This is a genomic window from Ottowia beijingensis (genome assembly GCF_042680925.1).
Taxonomy (GTDB): domain Bacteria; phylum Pseudomonadota; class Gammaproteobacteria; order Burkholderiales; family Burkholderiaceae_C; genus Ottowia; species Ottowia beijingensis.
In genome coordinates this window covers 23,225-45,966 of sequence record NZ_JBHUEP010000019.1, presented here as the reverse complement: position 1 = coordinate 45,966, position 22,742 = coordinate 23,225, and the positions used below count along the sequence as shown (strand labels likewise).

The 22,742-nt window shown below is 66.1% G+C and carries 27 protein-coding genes and 1 pseudogene; 26 read left to right on the top strand and 2 right to left on the bottom strand.

Going from position 1 to position 22,742, the window contains the following annotated elements:
* Nucleotides 1-121: 121 nt before the first annotated feature.
* The 10 genes from ACFSCU_RS18660 to ACFSCU_RS18615 all read left to right on the top strand — a co-directional run bounded on the left by ACFSCU_RS18660 (nucleotide 122) and on the right by ACFSCU_RS18615 (nucleotide 9,471).
* Nucleotides 122-904 (top strand): PFL_4669 family integrating conjugative element protein, encoded by a 783-nt coding sequence (locus ACFSCU_RS18660; protein WP_033448885.1) that lies wholly within the window; start codon nucleotides 122-124, stop codon nucleotides 902-904.
* A complete protein-coding gene (locus ACFSCU_RS18655) occupies nucleotides 901-1,428 on the top strand; it encodes a DUF3158 family protein (protein WP_033448882.1) in 528 nt (175 codons plus the stop codon). The genes ACFSCU_RS18660 and ACFSCU_RS18655 overlap by 4 nt, the downstream gene beginning before the upstream one ends.
* A gap of 73 nt (nucleotides 1,429-1,501) precedes the next feature.
* Nucleotides 1,502-1,954, top strand: a complete 453-nt coding sequence (locus tag ACFSCU_RS18650) for a single-stranded DNA-binding protein (RefSeq protein WP_033448879.1) — start codon at nucleotides 1,502-1,504, stop codon at nucleotides 1,952-1,954.
* Between the two features lie 273 nt (nucleotides 1,955-2,227).
* Entirely contained in the window at nucleotides 2,228-4,240 is a 2,013-nt protein-coding gene (locus ACFSCU_RS18645) for a DNA topoisomerase III (protein ID WP_033472286.1), read from the top strand.
* A 535-nt stretch (nucleotides 4,241-4,775) separates the two neighbouring features.
* Nucleotides 4,776-6,392, top strand: a complete 1,617-nt coding sequence (locus ACFSCU_RS18640; protein ID WP_033472284.1) for a DNA cytosine methyltransferase — start codon at nucleotides 4,776-4,778, stop codon at nucleotides 6,390-6,392.
* Nucleotides 6,393-6,634: 242 nt separating this feature from the next.
* Nucleotides 6,635-7,192, top strand: a complete 558-nt coding sequence (locus tag ACFSCU_RS18635) for a hypothetical protein (RefSeq protein WP_033472281.1) — start codon at nucleotides 6,635-6,637, stop codon at nucleotides 7,190-7,192.
* Nucleotides 7,193-7,522: 330 nt separating this feature from the next.
* Nucleotides 7,523-7,735, top strand: a complete 213-nt coding sequence (locus ACFSCU_RS18630; protein WP_033448869.1) for a hypothetical protein — start codon at nucleotides 7,523-7,525, stop codon at nucleotides 7,733-7,735.
* A gap of 21 nt (nucleotides 7,736-7,756) precedes the next feature.
* Nucleotides 7,757-8,149, top strand: coding sequence for a hypothetical protein (locus tag ACFSCU_RS18625; RefSeq protein WP_033448867.1), 393 nt, complete (start codon nucleotides 7,757-7,759; stop codon nucleotides 8,147-8,149).
* A gap of 211 nt (nucleotides 8,150-8,360) precedes the next feature.
* Nucleotides 8,361-9,098 carry a DUF5983 family protein gene (locus ACFSCU_RS18620; protein ID WP_033448864.1) on the top strand — a complete coding sequence of 246 codons (738 nt, stop codon included), beginning with the start codon at nucleotides 8,361-8,363 and terminating at the stop codon, nucleotides 9,096-9,098.
* A gap of 94 nt (nucleotides 9,099-9,192) precedes the next feature.
* A complete protein-coding gene (locus ACFSCU_RS18615; RefSeq protein ID WP_033448862.1) occupies nucleotides 9,193-9,471 on the top strand; it encodes a hypothetical protein in 279 nt (92 codons plus the stop codon).
* Between the two features lie 34 nt (nucleotides 9,472-9,505).
* Here ACFSCU_RS18615 and ACFSCU_RS18610 read toward each other — a convergent pair whose 3' ends face one another.
* Both ACFSCU_RS18610 and ACFSCU_RS18605 read right to left on the bottom strand, forming a co-directional pair.
* Nucleotides 9,506-9,967 (bottom strand): PaaI family thioesterase, encoded by a 462-nt coding sequence (locus ACFSCU_RS18610; protein WP_033448859.1) that lies wholly within the window; start codon nucleotides 9,965-9,967, stop codon nucleotides 9,506-9,508.
* Nucleotides 9,968-9,996: 29 nt separating this feature from the next.
* The gene (locus ACFSCU_RS18605) at nucleotides 9,997-10,668 is read right to left on the bottom strand and encodes an ArsR/SmtB family transcription factor (RefSeq protein WP_033448856.1); all 672 of its coding nucleotides are present in this window, start codon (nucleotides 10,666-10,668) and stop codon (nucleotides 9,997-9,999) included.
* 104 nt (nucleotides 10,669-10,772) lie between these two features.
* On the opposite strand from ACFSCU_RS18605, the gene ACFSCU_RS18600 reads away from it, so the two are divergent.
* The 16 genes and pseudogenes from ACFSCU_RS18600 (at nucleotide 10,773) to ACFSCU_RS18525 (ending at nucleotide 22,716) form a co-directional block, all read left to right on the top strand.
* On the top strand, nucleotides 10,773-11,126 hold the full coding sequence (locus tag ACFSCU_RS18600) for a DsrE/DsrF/TusD sulfur relay family protein (RefSeq protein ID WP_033472278.1): 354 nt from the start codon (nucleotides 10,773-10,775) through the stop codon (nucleotides 11,124-11,126).
* Complete coding sequence (locus ACFSCU_RS18595) at nucleotides 11,126-12,256, top strand: cysteine desulfurase family protein (protein WP_033472276.1); 1,131 nt, start codon at nucleotides 11,126-11,128, stop codon at nucleotides 12,254-12,256. Before ACFSCU_RS18600 ends, ACFSCU_RS18595 begins: the two co-directional genes overlap by 1 nt.
* Nucleotides 12,257-12,281: 25 nt before the next feature.
* Nucleotides 12,282-13,478 (top strand): MFS transporter, encoded by a 1,197-nt coding sequence (locus tag ACFSCU_RS18590; protein WP_033472273.1) that lies wholly within the window; start codon nucleotides 12,282-12,284, stop codon nucleotides 13,476-13,478.
* The gene (locus ACFSCU_RS18585) at nucleotides 13,475-14,005 is read left to right on the top strand and encodes a prolyl-tRNA synthetase associated domain-containing protein (RefSeq protein ID WP_050485351.1); all 531 of its coding nucleotides are present in this window, start codon (nucleotides 13,475-13,477) and stop codon (nucleotides 14,003-14,005) included. The genes ACFSCU_RS18590 and ACFSCU_RS18585 overlap by 4 nt, the downstream gene beginning before the upstream one ends.
* A gap of 79 nt (nucleotides 14,006-14,084) precedes the next feature.
* Nucleotides 14,085-14,651 carry a class I SAM-dependent methyltransferase gene (locus ACFSCU_RS18580; RefSeq protein WP_211260862.1) on the top strand — a complete coding sequence of 189 codons (567 nt, stop codon included), beginning with the start codon at nucleotides 14,085-14,087 and terminating at the stop codon, nucleotides 14,649-14,651.
* Between the two features lie 272 nt (nucleotides 14,652-14,923).
* Complete coding sequence (locus tag ACFSCU_RS18575) at nucleotides 14,924-15,727, top strand: hypothetical protein (protein ID WP_033449053.1); 804 nt, start codon at nucleotides 14,924-14,926, stop codon at nucleotides 15,725-15,727.
* A 78-nt stretch (nucleotides 15,728-15,805) separates the two neighbouring features.
* On the top strand, nucleotides 15,806-16,159 hold the full coding sequence (locus ACFSCU_RS18570; protein ID WP_033448843.1) for a DUF3085 domain-containing protein: 354 nt from the start codon (nucleotides 15,806-15,808) through the stop codon (nucleotides 16,157-16,159).
* 148 nt (nucleotides 16,160-16,307) lie between these two features.
* Nucleotides 16,308-17,150: a phosphoadenosine phosphosulfate reductase domain-containing protein gene (locus ACFSCU_RS18565; protein WP_180550120.1), complete on the top strand. Its 843-nt coding sequence runs from the start codon at nucleotides 16,308-16,310 to the stop codon at nucleotides 17,148-17,150.
* 5 nt (nucleotides 17,151-17,155) lie between these two features.
* Complete coding sequence (locus ACFSCU_RS18560) at nucleotides 17,156-17,665, top strand: XF1762 family protein (protein ID WP_033472270.1); 510 nt, start codon at nucleotides 17,156-17,158, stop codon at nucleotides 17,663-17,665.
* Between the two features lie 264 nt (nucleotides 17,666-17,929).
* Nucleotides 17,930-18,847, top strand: a complete 918-nt coding sequence (locus ACFSCU_RS18555) for a DUF3577 domain-containing protein (RefSeq protein ID WP_033448836.1) — start codon at nucleotides 17,930-17,932, stop codon at nucleotides 18,845-18,847.
* Nucleotides 18,848-18,904: 57 nt separating this feature from the next.
* On the top strand, nucleotides 18,905-19,594 hold the full coding sequence (locus ACFSCU_RS18550; protein WP_033448834.1) for a DUF3275 family protein: 690 nt from the start codon (nucleotides 18,905-18,907) through the stop codon (nucleotides 19,592-19,594).
* Between the two features lie 94 nt (nucleotides 19,595-19,688).
* A pseudogene (locus ACFSCU_RS18545) lies at nucleotides 19,689-20,030 on the top strand (hypothetical protein).
* Nucleotides 20,031-20,133: 103 nt separating this feature from the next.
* Nucleotides 20,134-20,541 (top strand): hypothetical protein, encoded by a 408-nt coding sequence (locus ACFSCU_RS18540; protein WP_377561334.1) that lies wholly within the window; start codon nucleotides 20,134-20,136, stop codon nucleotides 20,539-20,541.
* 16 nt (nucleotides 20,542-20,557) lie between these two features.
* Nucleotides 20,558-20,818: a hypothetical protein gene (locus ACFSCU_RS18535; protein WP_033472268.1), complete on the top strand. Its 261-nt coding sequence runs from the start codon at nucleotides 20,558-20,560 to the stop codon at nucleotides 20,816-20,818.
* Nucleotides 20,819-20,894: 76 nt separating this feature from the next.
* Entirely contained in the window at nucleotides 20,895-21,542 is a 648-nt protein-coding gene (locus ACFSCU_RS18530) for a hypothetical protein (RefSeq protein ID WP_180550121.1), read from the top strand.
* Between the two features lie 40 nt (nucleotides 21,543-21,582).
* The gene (locus tag ACFSCU_RS18525; protein ID WP_377561338.1) at nucleotides 21,583-22,716 is read left to right on the top strand and encodes a DUF6094 domain-containing protein; all 1,134 of its coding nucleotides are present in this window, start codon (nucleotides 21,583-21,585) and stop codon (nucleotides 22,714-22,716) included.
* The last annotated feature ends 26 nt before the right edge of the window (nucleotides 22,717-22,742 follow it).

Sequence of the window (22,742 nt, the reverse complement as noted above, 5' to 3'; positions counted from 1 at the left end):
GCTCGCGTCTCATGCACCCGCCGCGGCCTGAACCGGGGACGGGCGGGTTTCGGTTTGTTGACTGACTGCCTTCCGCTTCCTGCCGAAGCTGGCCGCTCTTTTCCAACAACGAGCGGACACCATGGCAACGACCAACGAACCTCTGCAACTGAATCTCGGCTCCTTGCGCAGCGCGATGTCGCTGACGCTGCACACTCACCACGCCTCGCGCATCTGGCACGGTCGCGCCGCCGGCGAGGGGCGACCCGGCATCGTCGGCCTGAACGGCTACATCGCCCAGATGAACAAGATGCGGCGCGGCTCGGAGCAGGACGACCCGTACAGCGACTTCTGGATGCTGCGCATCGAGGACAAGCTCGACCAGACGAAGGCCACGCTGCAATCGCTGCGCGAGCAGGTGGACCAGGCCCTGGCGAGCGTGCCGCCGGCACTCACCCTGGGCGAGAACCTCAACGTGCAGCCCGTCAAGCTGCCGCTGTTCGTCAATGCGCAGTTGGGCTTTGCCGCGGTGTATCTGCTGGCCGACTACGACGACATCGCCCGCAAGCTGATCCTCGCGCACCACACCGCGCTGATCGATCGCTCGACGCTCGAACGCTGGCTCAACGAAGGCGCCCATGCACTGCGCAGCCTGTTCTCGCTGGCCCAGCAGTACCGCTACTCGGGCTGCACCCGCGACGACTTCGCCGCGAAGAACGCCGCAGCCCGGGCGGCGCTGGAGAAGTTCGGCGAGTTGCCGCAGGACGTGCTGGAAGGCACGCGCCGCTCGAAGTTTGCGCCGCCCATCGTGCGCCGTGGCCTGCAGCAGCGCGGTGACGGTCCTGCCGCAGCCGCATCGCCCACCGACGAGGTTGCCACCACCGAGGCACCCGAGGCCGCCGCCGACGAGGACGCGCAGCCATGAGCGACCCGAACCGCGACACCCGCTACTTCCGCCCGCTGCAACAGACCGCCTTCATGCGGCTGGAACACGCAGGCTCTCTAAAAGGCCTTTTAAAGCCCTTTAAAGGTAAAGGGGACTTGGAGGCCTGGGCCAGCCAGTGCTTCGCCATGCGCGACGAGTTGATTGGCTTGGCGCAGCGACAGGTGCTGCCACAGGCCGTCGGGCATCCCTTCCACCTGCTCTCAATCGAGCTGGCCCAGCAGACCACTGGCGCAGGCACGGCGTTTCTTCGCTGGCGCAAGCACGACCGCTCGGCCATGGGCGTCGCCTTGTGGCAGGAGCTGATGGCGAGCACCAGCACGCCGGTCAACCTCCTGGCCGACCTGCACGCGATCGAGCTTCAGCGCATCACGCTGAACATGCAGATCAGCCTGTTGCACACCTTGGGCAGGCAGGCCCAGGAGTGCGCCAGCAAGGCCGCCGACGCGGAAGACGCCTACCTGCGCCGGCTCAAGTCCATGCCATCCGCCATGCGTGATCGGTGATCGCGCCAGGCACCCCAGCACGCGCCCGCCGCCGACCAGGTGCGGGTATTTCAACCACCACGGAGATTGCAACATGAGCACGCATTTTTCTGGCGAAGGCAACATCGGTTCGCCCCCCGAGTACCGGGAGTTTCCCAACGGCAACGACGAACCGCGGCGCTTGCTGCGGCTGAACGTGTATTTCGACAACCCCGTCCCCACCAAGGGCGGCGACTTCGAGGATCGCGGCGGCTTCTGGGCGCCGGTGGAAATCTGGCACCGCGACGCCGCGCACTGGAAGGACCTGTACCAGAAAGGCATGCGCGTGCTGGTCGTCGGCCGCATGGAGCGCGAACCCTGGACGGACAACGAGGATCAGCCGCGCGAGACCTGGCAGATCAACGCGCGCAGCGTCGGCATCCTGCCGTTCCGCATCGAGTCGGTGACCCTCAGCCCCAGGCAGCAGGAGACCGCGCAGGACACGCAGCCGAATTCCCAGGCCGCCCAGGAACCGACCGCGCCGAAGGAGCCGAAGCGCAGGAAGTGATGCAGCATGGGGCGGCGGCAGTCGTCCGTCGCCCCACGCCCTCGCGAGCTATCCCCAGGGGATAGCTCCATCAACGTCCACCGGCGTCCGCGCGCTCCAAAAAATCGTGGCTCCCGGCCCGCACACCCCCGGCCGCACGCCACTTCCGTCCCGGCCATTCCATCCCATGAAAGTGGTCGCCACCGCATGCGGCTTGTTTGCTGCTGCCCCTGGTGATGCTCGGCATCCTCGATTCCAGCAACTCAATGAACCACGGAATTCGGATGGACGGACATGCGGCTGTTCTTGTGCGAGAAGCCATCGCAAGGCAAAGACATTGGTCGAATCCTCGGCGCGACGCAGCGCGGTGAAGGCTGTCTCAGCGGCTCCGGCGTCACCGTCACCTGGTGCATCGGCCATCTCGTAGAAGCGGCAGCTCCCGAGGTCTATGACGCGGCGCTCAAGCGCTGGTCGCTGGAGCAGTTGCCCATCATTCCCCAGCAGTGGCGGGTCGAGGTCAAACCGAAGACCGCCACGCAATTCAAGGTCGTCAAAGCGCTTCTGGCGAAGGCGACTCATCTGGTCATCGCCACCGATGCCGACCGCGAGGGCGAGCTGATCGCCCGCGAGATCATCGACCTGTGCGGCTACCGCGGCCCCATCGAGCGGCTATGGCTGTCGGCGCTCAACGATGCGTCGATCCGCACCGCGCTCGGCAAGTTGCGGCCCTCATCCGACACGCTGCCGATGTACTACTCGGCGCTTGCGCGCTCACGCGCAGACTGGCTCGTGGGCATGAACCTCAGCCGGTTGTTCACGGTGCTCGGGCGTCAGGCCGGCTACGACGGCGTGCTGTCCGTCGGTCGCGTCCAGACGCCGACCTTGAAGCTCGTCGTGGACCGCGACCGCGAGATCGCGGCCTTCAAGTCGGTGCCGTTCTGGGCCATCGACGTGTCCCTGTCCGCAGGTGGACAGGCTTTCAGCGCGCAGTGGGTTCCGCCCGATGGCTGCACCGACGACGCCGGTCGCTGCCTGCAGCAGCCGATCGCCCAGCAGGCCGCGCAGCAGATCCGCGCTGCGGGCAGCGCCCAGGTCCTATTAGTCGAGACCGAGCGCGTGCGCGAAGGTCCGCCGCTGCTGTTCGACCTGGGAACGCTTCAGGAGGTTTGTTCCAAGCAGCTTGGGCTGGATGTTCAAGAGACCCTCGAAATCGCGCAGGCCTTGTACGAGACACACAAGGCCACAACGTACCCGCGTTCGGATTCCGGCTACCTGCCCGAAAGCATGTTCGCGGAAGTGCCGACTGTCCTTGACAGCCTGCTCAAGACCGATCCCTCGCTGCGCCCGATCATGGGCCAACTCGACCGCTACCAGCGCTCGCGCGCCTGGAACGACGGCAAAGTGACAGCCCACCACGGCATCATCCCGACGCTCGAACCCGCGAACCTCTCTGCGATGAGCGAGAAGGAGCTGGCCGTGTACCGGCTCATCCGGGCGCACTACCTGGCGCAGTTCCTCCCTCACCACGAGTTCGACCGCACTGTCGCCGAGCTGTCCTGCGGCCAACAGAAGTTGGCGGCCACCGGAAAGCAGATGGTCGCCCAGGGTTGGCGCCTGGTGCTGGCCGAACCGCAAGCGGATGAGGACGGTGAAGCCACGGCGCGCAGCCAGGTACTCCCCCCGCTGCGCGAGGGCATGGCGTGCCAGGTGGCCGAGGCCGAGATCAAGGCGCTCAAGACGATGCCGCCCAAGCCGTACACGCAGGGCGAACTGGTCAAGTCCATGAAGGGGGTCGCCAAGCTGGTGACGGACCCGCGCCTGAAGCAGAAGCTCAAGGATACGGTCGGCATCGGCACCGAGGCGACACGGGCCAACATCATCAGCGGGCTGATCACCCGCGGCTACATCGTGAAGAAGGGGCGCTCCATTCGCGCATCGGATGCGGCGTTCACCTTGATCGATGCCGTACCCGCGGCGATTGCCGACCCCGGAACCACCGCCGTGTGGGAGCAGGCGCTCGACATGATCGAGGCCGGACAACTCACACTGGATGTGTTCATCGGCAAGCAGGCCGCATGGATTTCGCAACTGATCGTGCAGTACGGCAGCACCTCGCTGTCCATCGAGGTTCCCCAGGGGCCTGCTTGTCCGCAGTGCGGCGCACCGACGCGCCAGCGCACCGGCAAGACCGGCCCCTTCTGGTCGTGCAGTCGCTACCCCGACTGCAAAGGCACGCTGCCGGTCGATCCCGGCACGTCCAAGCGCGGTGCCTCGCGCCCGCGCAGTAGCGGCCGCAAGGGCTCCTGACCGACCCCGCTCCCCGAGAGCCGTGCCCGCCATCGGCGGCGTGGCCCATGTCCCGCACGCCCTGCGGGACGCCCAGCGCGCAACGCCTTCTCTTGTCCGTGTGCGCGTCCCGCCCAGCCGTCCCCCAGCCGCGGGACCTGAAGGTATCTTCTCCACGAACCATGTCCGGGGTTTCCCGGCGCGTTCTGCTGATCAGCATTTTCCGCCTCTGCGAAGGGTCCCCCGGTGGCTTGCCGGCCTGCGAGCCACCCGGAGACCCTTCGTGGTCAGCGGTATTCGATGCCGTGCCCAACGGCGAAAAACTGGGCTCCTTTTGTGCGCGGATGTGCGCCAGAAGATGCCGGCGCCAACCACGACATGCGCCGGGTGCGATTGCTGACAGCAGACGGTTCTAGCGACGACCGGGCCTGCAACAGCCCACGGGTGGTTCCGTCCTCCCGAGCCGAAGGCCACACGGCCTTCGGCGCCTTTCTCCTGCCGATCAACGTCCCGGCCCGGCCACACGGTCCAGGGCCACACGAACAGGAGACCCGACATGAACCCGCAACCTCGCACCTCACGCGGTGCGCCCCAGGCCGCGCCACTGCTGTACGGCAGCGTGTGCAGCGGCATCGAGGCCGCGAGCCTCGCCTGGCAACCCCTCGGCCTCGAAGCCGTGTGGTTCGCCGAAATCGAGCCGTTCCCGAGCGCCGTGCTCGCCCACCGTTACCCCCACGTGCCCAACCTGGGCGACATGACCGCGATCGCCCGCCAGGTGCGCGCCGGCACCGTGCCGGCGCCCGACATCCTGGTCGGCGGCACGCCGTGCCAGTCGTTCAGCGTTGCAGGTAGCCGGCGCGGGCTGGATGACCCGCGCGGAGCCCTTTCCCTTGCCTATGTGGAGCTTGCCAATGCCATCGACCAAACCCGCCAACAAGACCGCCGCCCGGCGGCCACGCTCGTCTGGGAAAACGTCCCCGGCGTCCTCAACGACCGCAGCAATGCCTTCGGGCATTTCCTGGGGGCACTGGTCGGGGAAAGCCGTGCGCTCCAGCCGCCAGGGGATCGGTGGGCGCACGCTGGTTGTGTGTCTGGACCCCGCCGCCGCATCGCGTGGCGCGTGCTCGACGCTCAATATTTCGGTGTCGCCCAACGCCGCAAGCGCGTGTTTCTTGTGGCAAGTGGTGGAGATGACCTCGATCCCGCAGAAGTACTTTTTGAGCGCGCAGGCCTGCTCGGGGATTCTTGTGCGGGCCGCGCGCCGTGGCAAGAAGCTGCCCACGATGCTGGACCGGGTGCTGAAGCAGCAGGCGCATGCGCAGGACTTGCAGGATTCGCAGGGCTGAAGCAGCCCTACGGCAAGGTCACGACGACGTTCGGATTCAGCGGCGGCATTGGCCCCGTCGATGTGGCGGCGTGCCTGATGGCCGCTGGCCCCAAGCACGACATTCGCACCGAGACGTTCATGGTGCAGTCGGTCGTCGGCAGCATCGCCCACACCCTCGACACCGCCAACAACGGCAGGGGCAGCAGCGAGGATGGCACCGGCAAGGGTGTTCCGATCATCGCCTTTACTGCCCAGGGCAGCGGCGCCGATGCCACGTTCGACCTGACGCCGACGCTGCGCGCTGGCGGCCATCGCAACAGCCATGCGAACGCCGGTGTCGTGCCCGCCATCGCTTTCGCGCAGAACAACCGCGGTGAAGTGCGCTACGAATCCGGCCATGGACAGGTGGCTTGCACCGTGCTGTCCAACGGCAAGCCGGGCTACGGCGTGCCGATGGTAGCCTGCGTATCTCTGCGTGGCCGCGAGAACGGCCTTGCCGCCGAGTTGGGCGGCACCGTAGCGGGCGCACTTCGCACCAGCGGCGGCGGCGCGGACAAGCCCCATGTGCTGGCTCCCGACTTCGAGGCGCATTTCCGCTACGACTGGAACGGCCCTGGCCCCGGCGACTGGTCGCACTGGCGGGTGCGGCGGCTGATGCCCGTGGAGTGCGAGCGGCTGCAAGGCATGCCCGACGACTACACGCTGATCACCTACCGCGGCAAGCCCGCCGCCGACGCTCCACGCTACAAGGCGATCGGCAACTCCATGGCTGTACCGTGCATGGCATGGCTGGGCCAGCGCCTGGTGCAGTACCTGCACAAGACGGGCTCGACCGCTTCGGATTGATCGGCGACGCAGCCTGCGGGCCGCGCCATTCTCCCTCCTGCATTGCCGATGTATTGGCAGCAGCCCGCAGCCAGGGTGTCAAGGCTGCCGCGGGTTCCACCCGCGCCACCCGCCAGTTCGCCTCGGCATCTCACCGGCGAACGCTGCCCACCGGGGCACCGATGCCTCTTTCTCCAACCCACGGGATGGCCGCCACGTCCCGTCAGGGGCATGTCGCCACCCGGTCGATTTCAGGACTTCCCATGGACAACATCACCAAGCAAAACCGCATCACGCTGAAGAGCCTCAAGGTGGCAGATTTCGCCAGCGAAGAAACGATGTGCTTCAGCGCCACCGTCGTGTTCGACGGCACTCCCATCGCCGAGGCCCGCAACGACGGCCACGGCGGCTCGACGTTCCTGCGCGCGCTCAGCGGCAAGGCGGCGTTGCTGGCTCAGGCCGAAGCCTTCGCCAAGGGCCTGCCGCCTGCGCCGCTCAACCTCGGCCAGGAGGGCGAAGACCCTCACTACATCGACATGACGCTCGACTTCCTGGTCGATGAACTTGCCGACGCCATGCACGCGGAACGCAAGGTGCGAGCCGCGTTCAACCGCGACATCGGCAACAAGGTGCTGTTCATCAAGGACGGCAAATTGCTGTTCATCAAGGGCATCAAGCTCAAGGCCATTGCTGACCGCAAGGCGTACTTCGCTTCGCTGCGCGCTCGGCAGGCCCAGCCCATCGTCATCCTCGCCGAGCTTGCGCCCGAGCAGGCATTCGACCTGTGGAAGCAGCATGTCCTGGGCGACAAGCCCGACTGACCCAGCACCGACGCACTCTCCTGGCAGCCCCGCACTCGATGCGGGGTTTCTTTTTCTCTGCGCGCATCAATCGGGGGTGGGCCGGATGCCGTTTTCCAACTGACGCGACGCGGCCCGCGCACGAAGCTGCCCGCATGTTCGCTGATTCGTCAGCACATGCCAGCAGCCAGGGTTTCAAGCTGCCGCGGGTCTCTCCCGCGTTGCCCACCAGTCCGCATCGCATCAAGTCTGCGGACGCGCGTCCCCATGACGCTGATGCATTTTTTCAACCGCGTGCGGGAGCTGCCATCCCGTGAGGGACGAGGCCCCGCTTTTCCAAGGAGCCCGTCCATGTCCCAGCAAGCCTCTTTCGGCCAATTGGCCTCGACCTACTGCGGCAAGTTCCTGCCGCTCGAAGTCCTGCAAAGCGCCGCCGGTCACTACATCGGCACGCGCGATACCGAAGGGCCCGTTTCGCGGGAATCCCGCGAGTACTTCCGCAGCCATGCCGCGGCTCAACGTGCCCTCGAAAGAGGCGGCTGGTCCCAGCTCGCCATTCCCTGATCCAACTGGAGGAATCACGTCATGAACCAGCTACTGCCACGGGAAGTCGTCGATCAGATCATGCGGGAAGAACAGCATTTCGCGGCCGCGCCCCAAGCCTTCTTCGAGGCCTGGAAGCGCGGTGTCGAGATCGCTGGCCCCGAATGGTTCGGTGACGGCACCCGTGAAGGTCTGAACCAGGCCAAGAGCAAGTGGGATCTGCGTCCCAACATGCTGCGGCTCAACGATGCCCTCGGCGTCCTGAGCAGCGGCGAACGCATGTTCCTGTCCGCCATGGTCAGCTTCTACAACGCGCGCGAGGGCGGTGCCATGCTCAAGCGCTGCCACTTCAACGGACTGTCGGACTTCGACGGTCTCGACCTGCAACGCCGTAAGGTCCTCGCCGACCTGCTCGTGAACTACAACGGCTGGTGAGCCGGTCTCCGGCACACCACCACGTCTTCGTTCACTCCCCACGAGGGGCACGCGCCCACGAGGCCGTGCCCCTCATTTTGTTTCCCGTAGTCCAGCGCAGTGCTGACAACGCCATGGTCGGCGCTGCCTGACGCTTTTTCCATTTTTCAACCCACCGGGTCCAATTCCCGGTGGCGGGGATTGGCTCCATTATTCAATCTGGAGAGATCCCATGTCCCAGAATCCTAATCCCTTCCTTCGCGGCTACTGGAATCTGAAAATCGTCCGCACGCTGTGCATCAGCTACGACGATGGAAGCCCGCATGTCTGGCGCAACATCCACGCGAGCCAGCAATTCCTTTCCGACGAAGAACTGGTTTCATCGTCCTGCATCGTCACCAACGATTTCGCCGTGGTCAGCAACGGCCCTGAACCCTTGAGCGACGACGTGCTGGCCGAATGCGACGCCGGTGAAGGCGTCAGCGGCGAAGGCGTGATTGGTGCCGTGGTCTATGCCATCCATGGCGAGGACTTCGACGGTCGCCCAGTCCACGTCGGCGATGCCTATTCGGCCGAGGCTGCGCGGGAAGTGGTGCAGCGCCTGACTTTCGAGACCGGCTACTACAGCCGGTGCTGGGAGATCAGCCGCGAGCACATCACGGTCGATACCTGGCACTACCTCGCCGACCTGGCGGACATCGCCACGCCGGAGGCCATGCTGTTCATCGCCTTCCGTGTGCCGTACAGCCCGGCGATCGGCGTCAAGCTGATCTCCACGCCCTGGACGGACCAGAACCTGGAGCACGCCGAGGGCATCACCGCCGAGCAGCTTCGGCAGGAGCACCGGAACAAGGGCATGCCGGAGGACCTGGCAAACATCCTTGAACTGGCCGGCCAGGCCGATGTGCGCATTCTGATCCTCGACGCCGACGCACCCGCGCTGCTGGGCCTGCCGCTGGCCGAGTCCTAGCAGCCGCGCGACACGCCGGCCTTCCTCATTGTCCCCCCATGCCAGCCCGTTTCCCCCAGGAGCCGGGCTGGTCCATTTTCATAGGCGCAACCTCATGTTCCCCGACCTCATCTCGCCCGCAGCCGACTTCGAGCATCAGCTTGGAGCCTGCGTCAACGCCATGAGCCAGGACGACGCCATCGGCCAGATCCTGGTATTCGAGCGCACGCACGGCGCGCTGCACATGCGCCATATCGTCAGCGCCGACCTGATGGACACCGACATTGATGACTACGAAATGGTCGTCTTCGACGGTGGCAACACCAGCGGCGACACATGGAAGCATGTCTTCTTCCCTCGTCAGCGCGAGCACTACTTCGTGTACGAAGCCTGACCTGCCAGCCCCTCATCCGAGGGGCTGCTTGTTTTCAGGCTTTCGCCGCGAACTGCACGGCCACCATCTCGCCTGTGACGCACACCTCGCCGCCGGCGCTGAGTGTCAAATCGATGATGGCCTTGCGCCCCTCCAGCGAACGTAACGTGCCCTCGATGAGCAATTCGACGCCCAGCGGCGTGGGCCGCCGGTAGTCCACTTTCAGCGAGCCGGTGACAAAGCGGATCGGCGGGCCACCATCCCCCATGACGCGACCTTGCACCCGGTATGCGAAGGCCGCCGCGCTGGCGGTGCCGTGGCAGTCCAGCAGCGAGGCCAGCATGCCGCCATAGACGTTGCCCGGATAGCCGCCGCTGTACATCGTCGCCGGCGAGAAGCGCGCATGGGTGCGCTCGCCCTCGATGAAGCTCTTGAGATGGAGCCCCTGGGGGTTGGCTGGCCCGCAGCCGTAGCAGTGCGCGAATTCGGCCGGGTAATGATCTTGGATGGCTTGCATGTCGATCCTTGATTGCACAACGGCGAGGCTCAAGCCTCCACGGCCAGCCCGGCCGCCTTCCACTCCGGGAAGCCGTCTTCGAGCCGTCGCACCTTGAAGCCCTTGGCGCGCAGCGCCGCCACGGCCTCGAAGGACATCACGCAGTACGGCCCACGGCAGTAGGCAATGATTTCGTGGCCCTTGGGCAAGTCCGCCAGGCGACGCTCCAGCTCGTCGGCCGGGATGTTGATGGCACCCGCCACGTGGCCCAGCGCGTATTCCGCTTCCGGGCGCACGTCCAGCACCGTCACCTGGCCGGCATTCAGGCGCTCGGCCAGTTCTTCGCGCGAAACGGCTTCCAGCGCGTCACGGTCATGGAAGAAGTCGCGCATCACGCCGCGTACCTCTGCGATGTTGCGCTCGCCCACGCGGCCCAGCGCCTTGAGCAGCGCCACCACCTCCACATCGCCCGCCAGGCGATAGAAGACCCGCTTGCCCTGGCGTTCGGCCTCCACCAGCCGCGCGCGCCGCAGCAGTTGCAGGTGGCGTGAGGCGTTGGCCATCGACAGGCCGACCAGTCCGGCCAGGTCTTCGACGCTGCGCGGCCCCTGCGCCATGCCTTCGAGCAGTTCGAGCCGATGCGCATGGCCCAGCGCTTGCGCCACGGCGGCCAGGTTCTCGAACACCACGTGCTTGGGGCTTTCGGATGAGGTTGACAACATGGATTTCACAATTACACAATCAACACATTGATTGAATGATGGCATGATTGCTGCCCAGCATCAAGCCATCCGGGACAAAAGCCATTTTCTCCGCTGGAGACTCCATGAAAACCCTCCTGATCATCAACGACCCGCCCTACGGCACCGAGCGCATGTACAACGCCTTGCGCTTGGCTTCCGCGCTGCTCAAGGACGCCGCCAACCACGTCAGCGTGTTCCTGATGGCCGATGCCGTCTCCGGCTGCAAGGCCGGTCAGAAGACCCCCGACGGCTACTACAACGTTGAACGCATGCTGCGCCGCGTGACGAACAATGCCCAGGGCGAGGTGCTCCTGTGCGGCACCTGCCTGGATGCGCGCGGCATCAAGGACGAGGAAGTGATGCCCGGCGCACGCCGCAGCACGATGGATGAACTGGCCGCCGCCACCGTGGCCGCCGACAAGGTGCTGGTGTTCTGATGGCCGGCATCTACCTCGACTACAACGCCAGCACGCCCATCGCGCCGGAAGTGCAGGCGGCCATGCTGCCGCTGCTGGAGACGGCCTACGGGAACCCATCCAGCGGCCATTGGGCCAGTACCCCAGCCAAGGCGGCCCTGGAACATGCCCGCGCCCAGGTGGCGGGGCTGCTGGGCGCGTCGCCGGATGAGATCGTCTTCACCAGCGGCGGCAGCGAGGCCAACAACCTCGCGCTCAAGGGCAGCTTCTTCGCGCTGCGCGAGTGCGGCGAGCACATCATCACCGAGGCCACGGAGCATCCGGCGGTGTTGCAGCCACTGGCCTTTCTGGAGCGACTGGGGGCGAGCGTCACGCGGCTGCCGGTGGATGGCACGGGCCGGGTCGATCCCGAGGCGGTGCGCCGCGCCATCACACCGCGCACTGTGCTCGTCAGCGTCATGCACGCGAACAACGAGACGGGCACGCTGCAACCCATCAAGGTCATCGGCACCATCGCTCGCGAACACGGCATCCGCTTCCACACCGATGCGGCGCAGTCCGTCGGCAAGCTGCCGACGAAGGTGGACGACCTCGGCGTGGACCTGCTGAGCATCGCCGGGCACAAGCTCTACGCGCCTAAGGGTATAGGCGCGCTGTACGTGCGGCGCGGCACGGCGCTGGAGCCGCTGATCCACGGCGCCGGCCACGAGGCGGGCCGCCGCGCCGGCACCGAGAGCGTGCTGATGGCTGCGGCGCTGGGCGCGGCCTGCGAACTGGCGAGAACGAATCTCGATGTTGGTGAGCCGGAGCGCTTGCGCGCCTTGCGCGATCACTTCTGGCAAGCGCTGCAAGCGATCTTCGGTGAGCGCGTGGTGCTCAACGGCCACGCCGAGCACCGGCTGCCCAACACGCTGAACGTGAATTTCGCCGGCCGCATCGGCGCCGAGGTACTGGCCGATCTGGACGGCGTGGCCGCCTCCACCGGCTCGGCCTGCCATGCGGGCCGCGTGGAACTCTCGCCCGTGCTGGCCGCCATGGGCGTGCCCGAGCAGGTCGGCATGGGCGCAGTGCGCTTCAGCCTGGGGCGCGGCACCACGCAAGCAGAGATCGACGCCGTGGCCGAGCGCTTGCGCGCCATCGCGAGTCGATGAATAGAACAACAACGCGAAGAAACTCATGCTCAAGAACCCCATGCACCGCCAGGTGCTGATCCTGGCCTGCGCGCAGGCCCTGTTCCAGATCGTGTCGGTGATGGTGATGACCGTTGGCGGCCTGGCCGGCGGGCAGATCGCCGCATCGCCGCGCTGGGCCACGCTGCCCATCGCCACCATGTTCCTCGGCACGGCCACGATGATGTTTCCGGCCTCGATGTGGATGGCCCGCGCCGGCCGCCGGGCCGGGTTCCTGATCGGCACGACGCTGGGCGTGGCGGGGGGCCTGGTGGGTGCCTGGGGCATCCATCAGGCTTCGCTGCCGCTGCTGTCCTTCGGCACCTTCCTGGTGGGCTGCTACCAGGCGTTCGCGCAGTTCTACCGTTTCGCGGCCAGCGAAGTGGCGGACGCGGCTTTCCGCCCACGCGCGATCTCGCTGGTGATGGCCGGCGGCGTGGTCGCAGCGCTGGCCGGGCCGTTGCTGGCAAGGCTGGGCGGGCCGCTGCTCTCGCCCGAGTACCTGGGTTCCTTCCTGATCCTGGCCGTGGTGTCGATGGTGGCGGCGGGCGTGCTGCTGAACCTGCACATCCCTGCGCCTGCCGCGTCTACCGGCCCGGTGGACAAGGGCCGATCCTGGCAGCAGATCGTCGCGCAGCCCGCCTATCTCGTGGCGCTGTTCGGCGCTGCCACGGGCTACGGCATCATGATCCTGGCGATGACGGCGACGCCCATCGCCATGCGGCTGCATCACCACGAACTGGGTGCGGCGGCCACGGTGATCCAGTTGCACGTGCTGGGCATGTTCCTGCCGTCGTTCTTCACCGGCTCGCTGATCGCGCGCTTCGGCGTGCTGCGCATCATGCTCACGGGCGTGGTGCTGTTCATCGCGCACATCCTGACGACGCTCACCGGCACGGGCTTCGGCTCCTTCGCCAGCGCGCTCGTGCTGCTGGGTGTGGGCTGGAACTTCATGTACATCGGCGGCACCACGCTGTTGACCGACACCTATACCACCGCCGAGAAGGGGCGTGCGCAGGCGATCAACGACATGACGATCTTCGCCGTGGGACTGACCTGCTCTTTCAGCGCGGGCGGGCTGCTGCAAGCCCTGGGCTGGCAGACCATGAACCTGGCGCTGATCCCGTGGCTGGCGCTGGCGGCGCTGTCGCTGCTGTGGCTGGGGATGCGTCAGCGGTCTAAAGCCGCGAAGGTGGGCGCATGAACCGGGAAACGACCGATGAAACCGCATACCGCTGCCTGTTCGAGCGCTTCGCATCTTTGGGCATCGGCGCGAAGGTGGTGCCATATCCCGAACACGCGACCGTCGAGGAAGGCAAGGCGCTGCGCGGCGCCATGGCCGGGACATTCACCAAGAACCTGCTGCTCAAGGACAAGAAGGGCCGGCACTTCCTGCTGGCGATCCATGAGGACCGGACGCTGGATCTGAAGGCGGCTTCCGCGCTGGTGGGCGGCAAGGGGCACCTGAGTTTCGTGGCCGGCGAGCGCATGCAGGCGCTGCTGGGCGTGCAGCCGGGCGCGCTGACGCCGCTGGGCCTGATGCAGGACGAGGAAGGCGTGGTGACGGTGGTGATCGATGCCTCGCTGATGGGCGATGCGCAATTGAACTTCCATCCGCTGCGGCAGACCGAGAGCGTCGGGCTGGCGCCGCAGGAACTGGTGGCCTTCATGCGCTCGTGCGGGCGCGAGCCGCTGGTGGTGGACTTCGACACTTCGCCACCGGCCGCGTAGCGCCTGCGGCGCGGGAGAACAGGAAATGCCATCCAGAGAGCATTGGGATCACGTCTATCGGACCAAGGAGCCGACCGGCGTGAGCTGGTTCCAGCCGCACGCCAGCCACTCACTGGTGCTGATCCGGGAAACCGGCGTGCCGCTCGATGTGCCGATCATCGACGTGGGCGGCGGTGCCTCGACGCTGGTGGACGACCTGCTGGACAAGGGCCATACCAGCCTCACCGTGCTGGATCTGTCGGGTGCCGCGCTGGCGGCATCCCAGGCGCGGCTGGGCGAGCGCGCCCAGGCGGTGGCCTGGATGGTCGGGGACATTACAAAGGTCGAGTTGCCCGCGCTGGCCTACGACCTGTGGCACGACCGGGCGGTATTCCACTTCCTGACGGCGCCGCAGGAGCGCCAAGCCTATGTGCGGACGATGCTGCATGCCCTGCGGCCGGGCGGCTTCGCCATCATCGCCACCTTCGCGGACGACGGGCCGCAGCAGTGCAGCGGCTTGCCGGTGACGCGCTACAGCCCGGACGAGCTGCATGCGCAGTTCGGCGATGCCTTCACGATGCTGCGGCAGGAGCGCCAGGCGCATCACACGCCCTTCGGGACAGTGCAGCAGTTCGTTTTCTGCCTGTTCCAGAAGACAGCATCATGAAATCCTGAGGAAGCAAATGGCATAGACCATAGGAAGAAACCGGGTGCGGTGTGGTGCCGTTTCATGCAGGCCGGCCGAGCACTCTAGGGCCATCCTTACCCCATGTTCGTCGGTGTTGCCGACACATGCCCAGGCAGCCGAGACCTTCGAGGCTGCAAGCACGGGAAGCCGTGCTGGTCGTTTCTTCCTACGGACGCACCGCGTCCATCTACCCACAAGGGACCTCTCCCTTGCGGGCGGGGAATCCCTTGTTCTTCCTCAAGGAGATTCCCATGGACCGTTCCCTCATCAAAACCATGATGCCTTCGCTTGTCGCAGGCCATGTGCCCCGCAACGTGCGGTCGATCAAGTACCGCTTTTTCGATGATCAGCCGCAATCCTCGACGCTGGGCTTTGCCATCGATCCCAAGCCCTTCGACGGCAAGGTGGTCGCGGCCAACGACGACGCCATCGTCGTCAAGCTCAAGCCCAGCGAGTTCGCGGTGCTCGATCCCAACCTGGTGACTACCGTTCCCAGCGAAGGCGCCAAGGTGCATGTCCAACCGTATGCCCGCCGCCGCTTCGACGGCCTGCGCGCGGACACCCCGGAAGTGATCACCGAGAAGACCGCGGACGGTGTTCCCTACACCATCACCAGGCACATCCTCGGCTCCGCGCCTGCCAAGCTGCCCATCCCCGAGCCGCAGTGCATGGAACTGGGGCAGCTCATCCAGCAGTTGGAGGAAATGCCGGCTCCCGACGGGTTCCGGCGCATCACCCACATGCTGGTCGATGCGGGCGCCCGCGACTTCACCTGGGTCGATCCGAAGCCGTCCAAGATCATCGAGACGCCCCCGGCAATCAGCTTCACGGTTTCGACCGCGAAGTTCGAGGGCCAGGTGACGATCCTCTACGACCGCGGCGGCGACACCTACGTGGTGGAGATGCGCCGCGACGGTGAACTGGTCGATCGGCACGACGAGGTGTATTTCGACATGCTCGGTGAAGTGTTGGAGCGGCTTATCGACGACGGACGCTGGCGTCTGATCGACGTGAGCGTCATCGACGCCAAGGCAACCAAGCGGCGCTACGGCTGATCGCAGCCTACCGGCGACTTGCCCCCATGGGCCTTCCATCTATTCGGGTGGAGGGCCTTTTTCTTCAGGAGATCAACCATGTCACTGCGATTCAAAGGCTCCGACCTGCGCCCCGTGCTGGCCGAGGCCGTTGCCAACCAATGCCGCGTCGTCCTCGCCAAGGACCAGGGCGTGTACTTCCTCGCCGAGCAGGGAGAGCGCCGTCCCGATGGCCGCGTGAAGCTGCTGGCCTATGCCGTCGGCTGCAACCCGGATACCGACCCGTTTGACGACTGGTGGGAACTGGCGCGCGCCGAGCTGGGTGGCGACGACTTCGGCGAGTTCTTCGACCCGAAGGAAGACGTCTTCGCACGCATCCTGCACGGCACGGACGATCTGATGCTGTCTGCCACCACGACGCACCTGTCGCTGGAGGTGGTGCCATCGGTGTAGCGCAACGACTACCACCATCCCCTCACGGCCCCCTTCTTGGGGGCTTCCTTTTTTCCGCACTGCGGCCTTCGCCGCGTGCGTGCTCGTCTCCGGCCGCCATGGCCCGCCGCGTCGGCTCGCCCGCCGACCTACCCACGGAGACGACCGCATGCACGACCCGTTCAAGATCACCCAACCGACCTGCATCAGCTTCTCGGGCGGGCGCACCAGCGCCTACATGCTCTGGCGCGTATTGCAGGCCAATGGCGGCCTGCCTGCCGACACCGTGGTCTGCTTCGCCAACACCGGCAAGGAGGTGGAAGCGACCCTGCGCTTTGTGCGCGACTGCGCCGGGCACTGGCAGGTGCCGATACGCTGGCTGGAATACCTGCCCAGGGAGCCAGGCTTCACGCTGGTGGACTTCGATCGGGCCAGCCGTCAGGGCGAGCCGTTCGAGGCGCTGATCCGCAAGCGTCAGTACCTGCCCAATCCCGTCGCGCGCGGCTGCACGACCAGCCTGAAGATTCGACCGATGCACCGCTACCTGCGGCATCTGGGCTGGACGGACTGGGACCAGATGATCGGCATCCGCGCCGACGAGCAGCGTCGCGTCGCCAAGATTCGCGCGCGCGGCCATTCCACCGAATCGACCCACGAGACCATGTGCATGCCCCTGGCGGACGCAGGCGTCACCGTGCGCGACGTGGGCGCGTTCTGGCAGGCGCAAGCGTTCGACCTCGACCTGCTGACGGTGAACGGGCGCACGCTCGAAGGCAACTGCGACCTGTGTTTCCTGAAGCCGCGCGGGCAGCGCCTGGCCCTCATCAAGGCTCGACCCGAGGCCGCGGTGTGGTGGATTCGCATGGAATCGCTGAACCTGGCGAGCAAGCCCAGCGGCGCCCGGTTTCGCGCCGATGGCCCGAGCTACGCCGACCTGGCACGCTTCGCCGCCGACCAGGGCGACCTGTTCGACGACGCCGAGGAACCGATCGCCTGCTTCTGCGGTGATTGACGGCCATGGCCGGGCCATCGACCTCGCCATCGCTGCGACTGCTGCCGGTATCCCTGCGCTGTGCCAATGCCTTCGTGCAGAAGCACCACCGCCACCACCGTCCGGTTCAGGGAGCGAAGTTCGCCCTGGCGGTCACGCTGTCCGCCACCGATGGCATCTGCGGCGTGGCCATCGTCGGCCGCCCGGTCGCCCGCCACCTGGATGACGGCTGGACGTTCGAAGTCACCCGGCTCTGCACCGATGGCGCACCGAACGCCTGCAGCAAGCTCTACGGCGCGGCCTGGAAGGCGGCCAAGGCCTTGGGCTACACGCGGCTGATCACCTACACCTTGCTCGATGAAGGTGGTGCCAGCCTGCGCGCCGCCGGCTGGCATTTGCTCGGAACGCGCGGCGGCGGTGCCTGGAGTCGCCCCAGCCGTCCTCGCGCTGACACCCCCGACCACCTGCGCGGCCCTAAGTGCTTGTGGCAAGCACCGGGCGGTGCGGACAAAGGGAAACGCCCGGATGCAGATTGATTGCTGCCGCGCGCGCGAGGCCCGGACATGCTGCCCCCATGCCTGCTGACGTTGTCAGCGACATGCCAGGCAACCATCGGTCTTCGAGGTTGCGACGCAGTTCCCACTGCGTGACCGAGCCAGCTCGCACCGCATCCGTCCGCGAGCGGCCACCAGTCTCTGGTGGCGGATGCTTTCGCCTTATCAACCCACCGCGGGGTTACGCACCTTTCCCCGCATGCGTGGGGCCGGTGTGTCTCCGCTTCATCCCAATGGAGATTCACCATGAGCACCACGTCCAACGAGAAATCGTATTTCGACCTCCACACCTCGGGCATCGGCTACATCCAGCGAGCCCGCGAGGTTCCCGTCCGGGGCGGCCGCCGCGCGCAGCCCTTTCTGGCATGCACCATCGCCGCACTGGTCGGTTCCGCCAAGGACCCCAGCTACCGCTACTTCGACGTCAAGGTCTCGGGTGCCGAGGCCAAGAAACTGGTCGAGCGCTACATCGGCGTTGACGATCCCAAGCAGCGGCCGCTGGTGCGCTTCCGCCTCGGCGACCTCTGGGGCGATGCGTACATCCGCGACAAGGGTGAGCACAAGGGCCAGGCCGCCGCGTCTCTGAAGGCGCGACTGCTGAAGGCCGAGCCACTTGACCGGGCCGAACTGGCTTCGATCAAGCAGCACGAGCTGATCACCCGCGGCATCGGCTACCTCAGCCGTCCGAAGGACGTCTCCCCCAAGGATGGCGATCCGTTCCTGTCGTGCTGCGTCGCGGCACTGGCCGGGCCTGTCGGTGAACCGGAATATCGGTACTTCGACACCATCGTCGCCACCCCCGAAGCCGAGCACCTGGTTCGCCGGTGCGTGCAGGCCATCGAAGGGGACCGCAAGGTGCTGATCGCCTTCCGTCTGAACGACATGAAGATCGATCCGTACATCCGCACCAAGGGCGAGCGCGCCGGGGAACCGGGAGCGAGCCTGGAATCGACGCTGGTCCACATCGGTCTCATCAAGATCGACGGCACCCAGGTCTATCCGACGAGCCAGGCGCAAGCCGAGGCGCCGCAAGCCGAGGACGCACCCGCGCCCGAAGCCGAGGTTGCCGCCGACACCGCTGCCGACCAGCCTGTCGAGCCCGCCGAGCGCGAGCCCGCAGGTGAAGTCGAGGAGCAGGAGCCAGCATTGGCTGCTTCGTTCTGATCCGGCATGGCCCCTCACGGGGCCTTGCCTTTTTCCTATTCCCCAAGGAGAACCATCATGGCAGTCACATCGGCATCCGCAAGGTCAGTCCCGCCCATCGTCGTATCGGGTCAGCTTTCGATTCGCACAATCCACGGCCGCAATGGTCCGTTCTGCGTCGGCTACCTCGTCACTCCTATCGGAAACTTCGCGGTGAAGGACGCGGAGCTGGAGCAATACCCCGAAGGCAAGTACGACGGGGAGTTCGTGATCCGCTACATCTTTCCGAATCCGATCCCCATGCGGGGCGGTATCAAGTTCGAGATTCGTTGCAACTTGGATGGAATGACGCTCTTCGGCGTTGACAAACTGAGCCGCGACGATATTCGCAGCTTTTCCACCCAGGACATCGATCCGCTCGATGAAGAACTGGGGGCGCAGCCTGCGGCAACGCCGGCCAAGCCCGCCAAGGCATCCAGACCCGCCAAGCCCGCATCCGTGCAGGCGTCCGCGGACCCGATGGTCGATACCACGCCTTTCGGCGTGGATGCGCCGACGCCCGCTGCGGCCGCTGCCCCCGGCAGCACCGAAGATGGCGACGCCGCACTGTTCGGGCTGCTCTGGCCGCTGGGTGAGTCCGTGAAACTGGATTCGACCATCGACCGCCGCACCTTGCGCGCGCAGATCGCCCGCCTGGGCAAACTGGGCTACACGCTGGACTTCAAGACGCAGGAGTGGAGCCGCCAGGCCGAACTGCAACCTGCGTGATCGCAGACGCCGCACCTGCGGTGTTCTTCATCCACCCGCCGGGGTTCCTTCCCCATGCGGGGGAGGCTCCGGCTTTCTTCTGGAGGTCTCCATCATGTCCACCATCGCTTGCGATGCACCTCATTCCACGCTGGACGAAACCGCCTGGCGCGCTGTCTGCAAGACGGCCGCCGAGCGCGCCCAGCGTGGTTGCGGCCTGTCCTGGGATCATTGGGTCACGCTTTTCAGTTCGGAAATCGACGCGCAAGCCAGTCGATTGCCGCAGGACCAGCGCACTCAAGCGCTGGAAATCGCAGCCCGGGAATGGGACTACGCAACGCCTGCCGAAAGGCAGGAAACCCAGGACTGAAATGCGGAGCATGGCTATTGCTCTCACGGGATCGAGTTCGGCTACTGCCCGGCCGGTTGTGATCGCGACGATGACGACTGGGACTAAGGGCAAAGCATAGGTTCCTTCGCCGCACGCGCGGCATTCCATCACCCGCTGGGGGTTCTCCCCCACGGGGAGGCCTCCGGCTCCATTCTTCAGGAGGCCTCTCATGGGCTGGTATTTTTCCCCCCAATCGCGATCTGAACTGATCGCGGAACTGATCGCACCGCAAGAGACCGAGCGCGCCAGCGTCAAGGTCATTGCCCACGCGCTGCGCGGCAACGTCCTCTGGTCCGTCACGGAAGTGACGGCCAAGGTCGAAGGCGTGCATCGTCATCTGGCGCCGGGCCAATCCCTGCGCTACATCCGCTGCGATCTTCTCGAACGCAGCGGCGGTCAGTGGGGCTACAAGCCGCTGGACGAGTCCATGCACCCGTACCACTACTCGTGCCCGCTGTCCTATCTGGACCTCGCACCAGAACAGTCCGCCGACTGGCGTGCAGGCGTTCGCGCCTACCACGCGCGGCGGCGCACACCCATGGCACCTGCGGCACCCACCGCAGCGCTGATGGCCTGAGCCAGGAGGAACCGACATGGACCCGATCCTGGCTGCGCTCCCGCCCTTGCTGCTGAAGCTCGTTGAAGGGAGTTTGTCCAACGACGAAGTTTCTTCCGACGAGGAAATGCTGGAGTACTTCATCAGCAACGGCCTCACCGACGAACAGGCGCGGCAGGCACTGACCTACCGCGACCCGTACCTCAACAACATCTACCTGGAGGGCTTCACGCCAATCACTTCGGTAGATGAGGCGCTTCACTTCAACCCGCACACCCGGCAGTTCGAGCCGGACTGAGCGGTTTTCTTCCACCCCCTGGGGCAGTACTTGCCCCAGCGGGCGGTGCTGTTCCCGTTCATCCGAGGACACCACCATGCCCGCAAACACTTCTTCCACGCTGTACCGCATCGACGAATGCCCGGACGTGATGGCCGACGCCTGCGTCGGCGATGACCAGGGCAACCTGATCTTCCTGTCCATCTGGGCGCGGGACACCGCCGTCCAGCAGTTCCTCGCTCGCCTGACCCTCGGGCGCGACGAGCAGGGACTGGACCAGTTCCACGTCATCACCGACCAGGGCGGCAGCGTCCCGGTATTCATCGGCAACGTCGATCGCCTGGAAAAGCGCATCACGCGCGCGTACCGGCGGACGCTGTTCGGCTCGCTGTCCAACGTGTGGCTGTTCGACCGGCGCTGCGTCAAGCCCGACAAGGCCAACGCCAGCGCATTGGCACTGCTGCCACGCGACAGCGCCCACAGGCTTGACCGCCTGTGGATGCTGGTGCGGGACACCTGCCCGTTGCCGCTGCTCGACCACTGGCGCGAAACCGTGCTGGAGCTGTTACAGACCCGCGAGATGCTGGCCCGCCTTCCGTTCGCCCTCGGGCCGCTGGAAGGCCATCGGCTCGCCATCGACGTGCCGGCGCTGACCCTGGCGCTGGGCTCCTTGATCCGCAGTGACGTGCTCACCGCCTATCCGTATCCGGCCAAGATTTGGACGCCGGAAGCGGTAGCGGCTTGACCCACCCGCGAGAGCACGCCAAGGCGTGCTTTCGCCCTTCATCCCCGCCAACCAGGAGACTTCCATGGCCCTCATGTTCCCGCGGCTCGCCCGCAATTTCGCCAAGAACGGTTACTACCCGACCGACGAACCCACGCTCGAAAGAGCCCTCAACGCACTGATGCCCAGCGACGGGCCGATGTGCATCCTCGATCCCTGCGCCGGCGAAGGCGTAGCGATCGCCGAAGCCGCCCACGCCCTCGGGCGCGAGCAGGCCAAGGCGTTCGCCGTTGAGTTCGACGCGGAGCGGGCACGCCATGCCCGTGGCCTGGTCGATCACTGCCTGCACGCGGACCTGATGGACACGATGGTCTCCAAGCAGTCGTTCGGACTGCTCTGGCTCAACCCGCCGTATGGCGACCTGTCCAAGGACGTCAACGGCAACATCGGCTATCAGGGCCAGGGTCGTGCCCGCCTCGAAAAACTGTTCTATCAGCGCAGCCTGTCGCTGTTGCAGTACGGCGGCGTGCTGGTCTTCATCGTCCCCGGCTACGTGCTCGACGCGGAGCTGGTCGGCTGGCTGACGCGCCACTACACCGACCTGCGGATCTACCGAGCGGTGGAAACGCAGTTCAAGCAGGTGGTGATCTTCGGTCGCAGGGTGCGTCAGCGCGAGCAGGCACCCGATGGCGTCAAGGCCGTGCGCAATCTGCTGCTGCAGGTTGGGCTTGGCGAAGTCGAAGCCGAGGAACTGCCGAGCGATTGGCCGTTCCTGCCGTACATCGTCCCCGCCAGTCCGGCCGAGCCGGAGCATTTCTTCCGCGTGACGATGGAGCCGGAGCAGTTCGCCGATGAGGTCGGTCGGCTGCAAGGCCTCTGGCCGTCGCTGGACACGCACCTGGGGGCCGCGCAGCAATCGCTGCGTCCACCGGCGCGTGCCTTGTCCCACTGGCATCTCGCCCTGGCTCTGGCCGCGGGCGCGATCTCGGGGGTTGTGCGCTCCAAGACCGGGCGCGTGCTCGTCGTCAAAGGTGACACCCACAAGGACAAGACGCTCCAGCGGGAATTCACCGAACGCGAAGACGGCTCGATCGCCGAGACCCGCATCCTCACCGACAAGTTCGTACCCGTCATCCGCGCGTGGGACATGACGCCTGGCTCCGCGACACGGGGCGAGGTCCTGACCATCCGTTAGTCCACCGGACGCGCTGCCGTCCTGCT

Bases quoted from the DNA above. Each gene is read 5' to 3' on its own strand.
- ACFSCU_RS18630 (WP_033448869.1), top strand. From the start codon at position 7,523: ATGTCCCAGCAAGCCTCTTTCGGCCAATTGGCCTCGACCTACTGCGGC.
- ACFSCU_RS18620 (WP_033448864.1), top strand. From the start codon at position 8,361: ATGTCCCAGAATCCTAATCCCTTCCTTCGCGGCTACTGGAATCTGAAA.
- ACFSCU_RS18595 (WP_033472276.1), top strand. From the start codon at position 11,126: ATGGCCGGCATCTACCTCGACTACAACGCCAGCACGCCCATCGCGCCG.
- ACFSCU_RS18570 (WP_033448843.1), top strand. From the start codon at position 15,806: ATGTCACTGCGATTCAAAGGCTCCGACCTGCGCCCCGTGCTGGCCGAG.
- ACFSCU_RS18605 (WP_033448856.1), bottom strand. From the start codon at position 10,668: ATGTTGTCAACCTCATCCGAAAGCCCCAAGCACGTGGTGTTCGAGAAC.
- ACFSCU_RS18655 (WP_033448882.1), top strand. From the start codon at position 901: ATGAGCGACCCGAACCGCGACACCCGCTACTTCCGCCCGCTGCAACAG.
- ACFSCU_RS18600 (WP_033472278.1), top strand. From the start codon at position 10,773: ATGAAAACCCTCCTGATCATCAACGACCCGCCCTACGGCACCGAGCGC.
- ACFSCU_RS18610 (WP_033448859.1), bottom strand. From the start codon at position 9,967: ATGCAAGCCATCCAAGATCATTACCCGGCCGAATTCGCGCACTGCTAC.
- ACFSCU_RS18550 (WP_033448834.1), top strand. From the start codon at position 18,905: ATGGCAGTCACATCGGCATCCGCAAGGTCAGTCCCGCCCATCGTCGTA.
- ACFSCU_RS18625 (WP_033448867.1), top strand. From the start codon at position 7,757: ATGAACCAGCTACTGCCACGGGAAGTCGTCGATCAGATCATGCGGGAA.
- ACFSCU_RS18535 (WP_033472268.1), top strand. From the start codon at position 20,558: ATGGACCCGATCCTGGCTGCGCTCCCGCCCTTGCTGCTGAAGCTCGTT.
- ACFSCU_RS18615 (WP_033448862.1), top strand. From the start codon at position 9,193: ATGTTCCCCGACCTCATCTCGCCCGCAGCCGACTTCGAGCATCAGCTT.
- ACFSCU_RS18645 (WP_033472286.1), top strand. From the start codon at position 2,228: ATGCGGCTGTTCTTGTGCGAGAAGCCATCGCAAGGCAAAGACATTGGT.
- ACFSCU_RS18635 (WP_033472281.1), top strand. From the start codon at position 6,635: ATGGACAACATCACCAAGCAAAACCGCATCACGCTGAAGAGCCTCAAG.
- ACFSCU_RS18650 (WP_033448879.1), top strand. From the start codon at position 1,502: ATGAGCACGCATTTTTCTGGCGAAGGCAACATCGGTTCGCCCCCCGAG.
- ACFSCU_RS18575 (WP_033449053.1), top strand. From the start codon at position 14,924: ATGGACCGTTCCCTCATCAAAACCATGATGCCTTCGCTTGTCGCAGGC.
- ACFSCU_RS18555 (WP_033448836.1), top strand. From the start codon at position 17,930: ATGAGCACCACGTCCAACGAGAAATCGTATTTCGACCTCCACACCTCG.
- ACFSCU_RS18660 (WP_033448885.1), top strand. From the start codon at position 122: ATGGCAACGACCAACGAACCTCTGCAACTGAATCTCGGCTCCTTGCGC.
- ACFSCU_RS18530 (WP_180550121.1), top strand. From the start codon at position 20,895: ATGCCCGCAAACACTTCTTCCACGCTGTACCGCATCGACGAATGCCCG.
- ACFSCU_RS18560 (WP_033472270.1), top strand. From the start codon at position 17,156: ATGGCCGGGCCATCGACCTCGCCATCGCTGCGACTGCTGCCGGTATCC.
- ACFSCU_RS18540 (WP_377561334.1), top strand. From the start codon at position 20,134: ATGGGCTGGTATTTTTCCCCCCAATCGCGATCTGAACTGATCGCGGAA.
- ACFSCU_RS18590 (WP_033472273.1), top strand. From the start codon at position 12,282: ATGCTCAAGAACCCCATGCACCGCCAGGTGCTGATCCTGGCCTGCGCG.
- ACFSCU_RS18585 (WP_050485351.1), top strand. From the start codon at position 13,475: ATGAACCGGGAAACGACCGATGAAACCGCATACCGCTGCCTGTTCGAG.
- ACFSCU_RS18565 (WP_180550120.1), top strand. From the start codon at position 16,308: ATGCACGACCCGTTCAAGATCACCCAACCGACCTGCATCAGCTTCTCG.
- ACFSCU_RS18640 (WP_033472284.1), top strand. From the start codon at position 4,776: ATGAACCCGCAACCTCGCACCTCACGCGGTGCGCCCCAGGCCGCGCCA.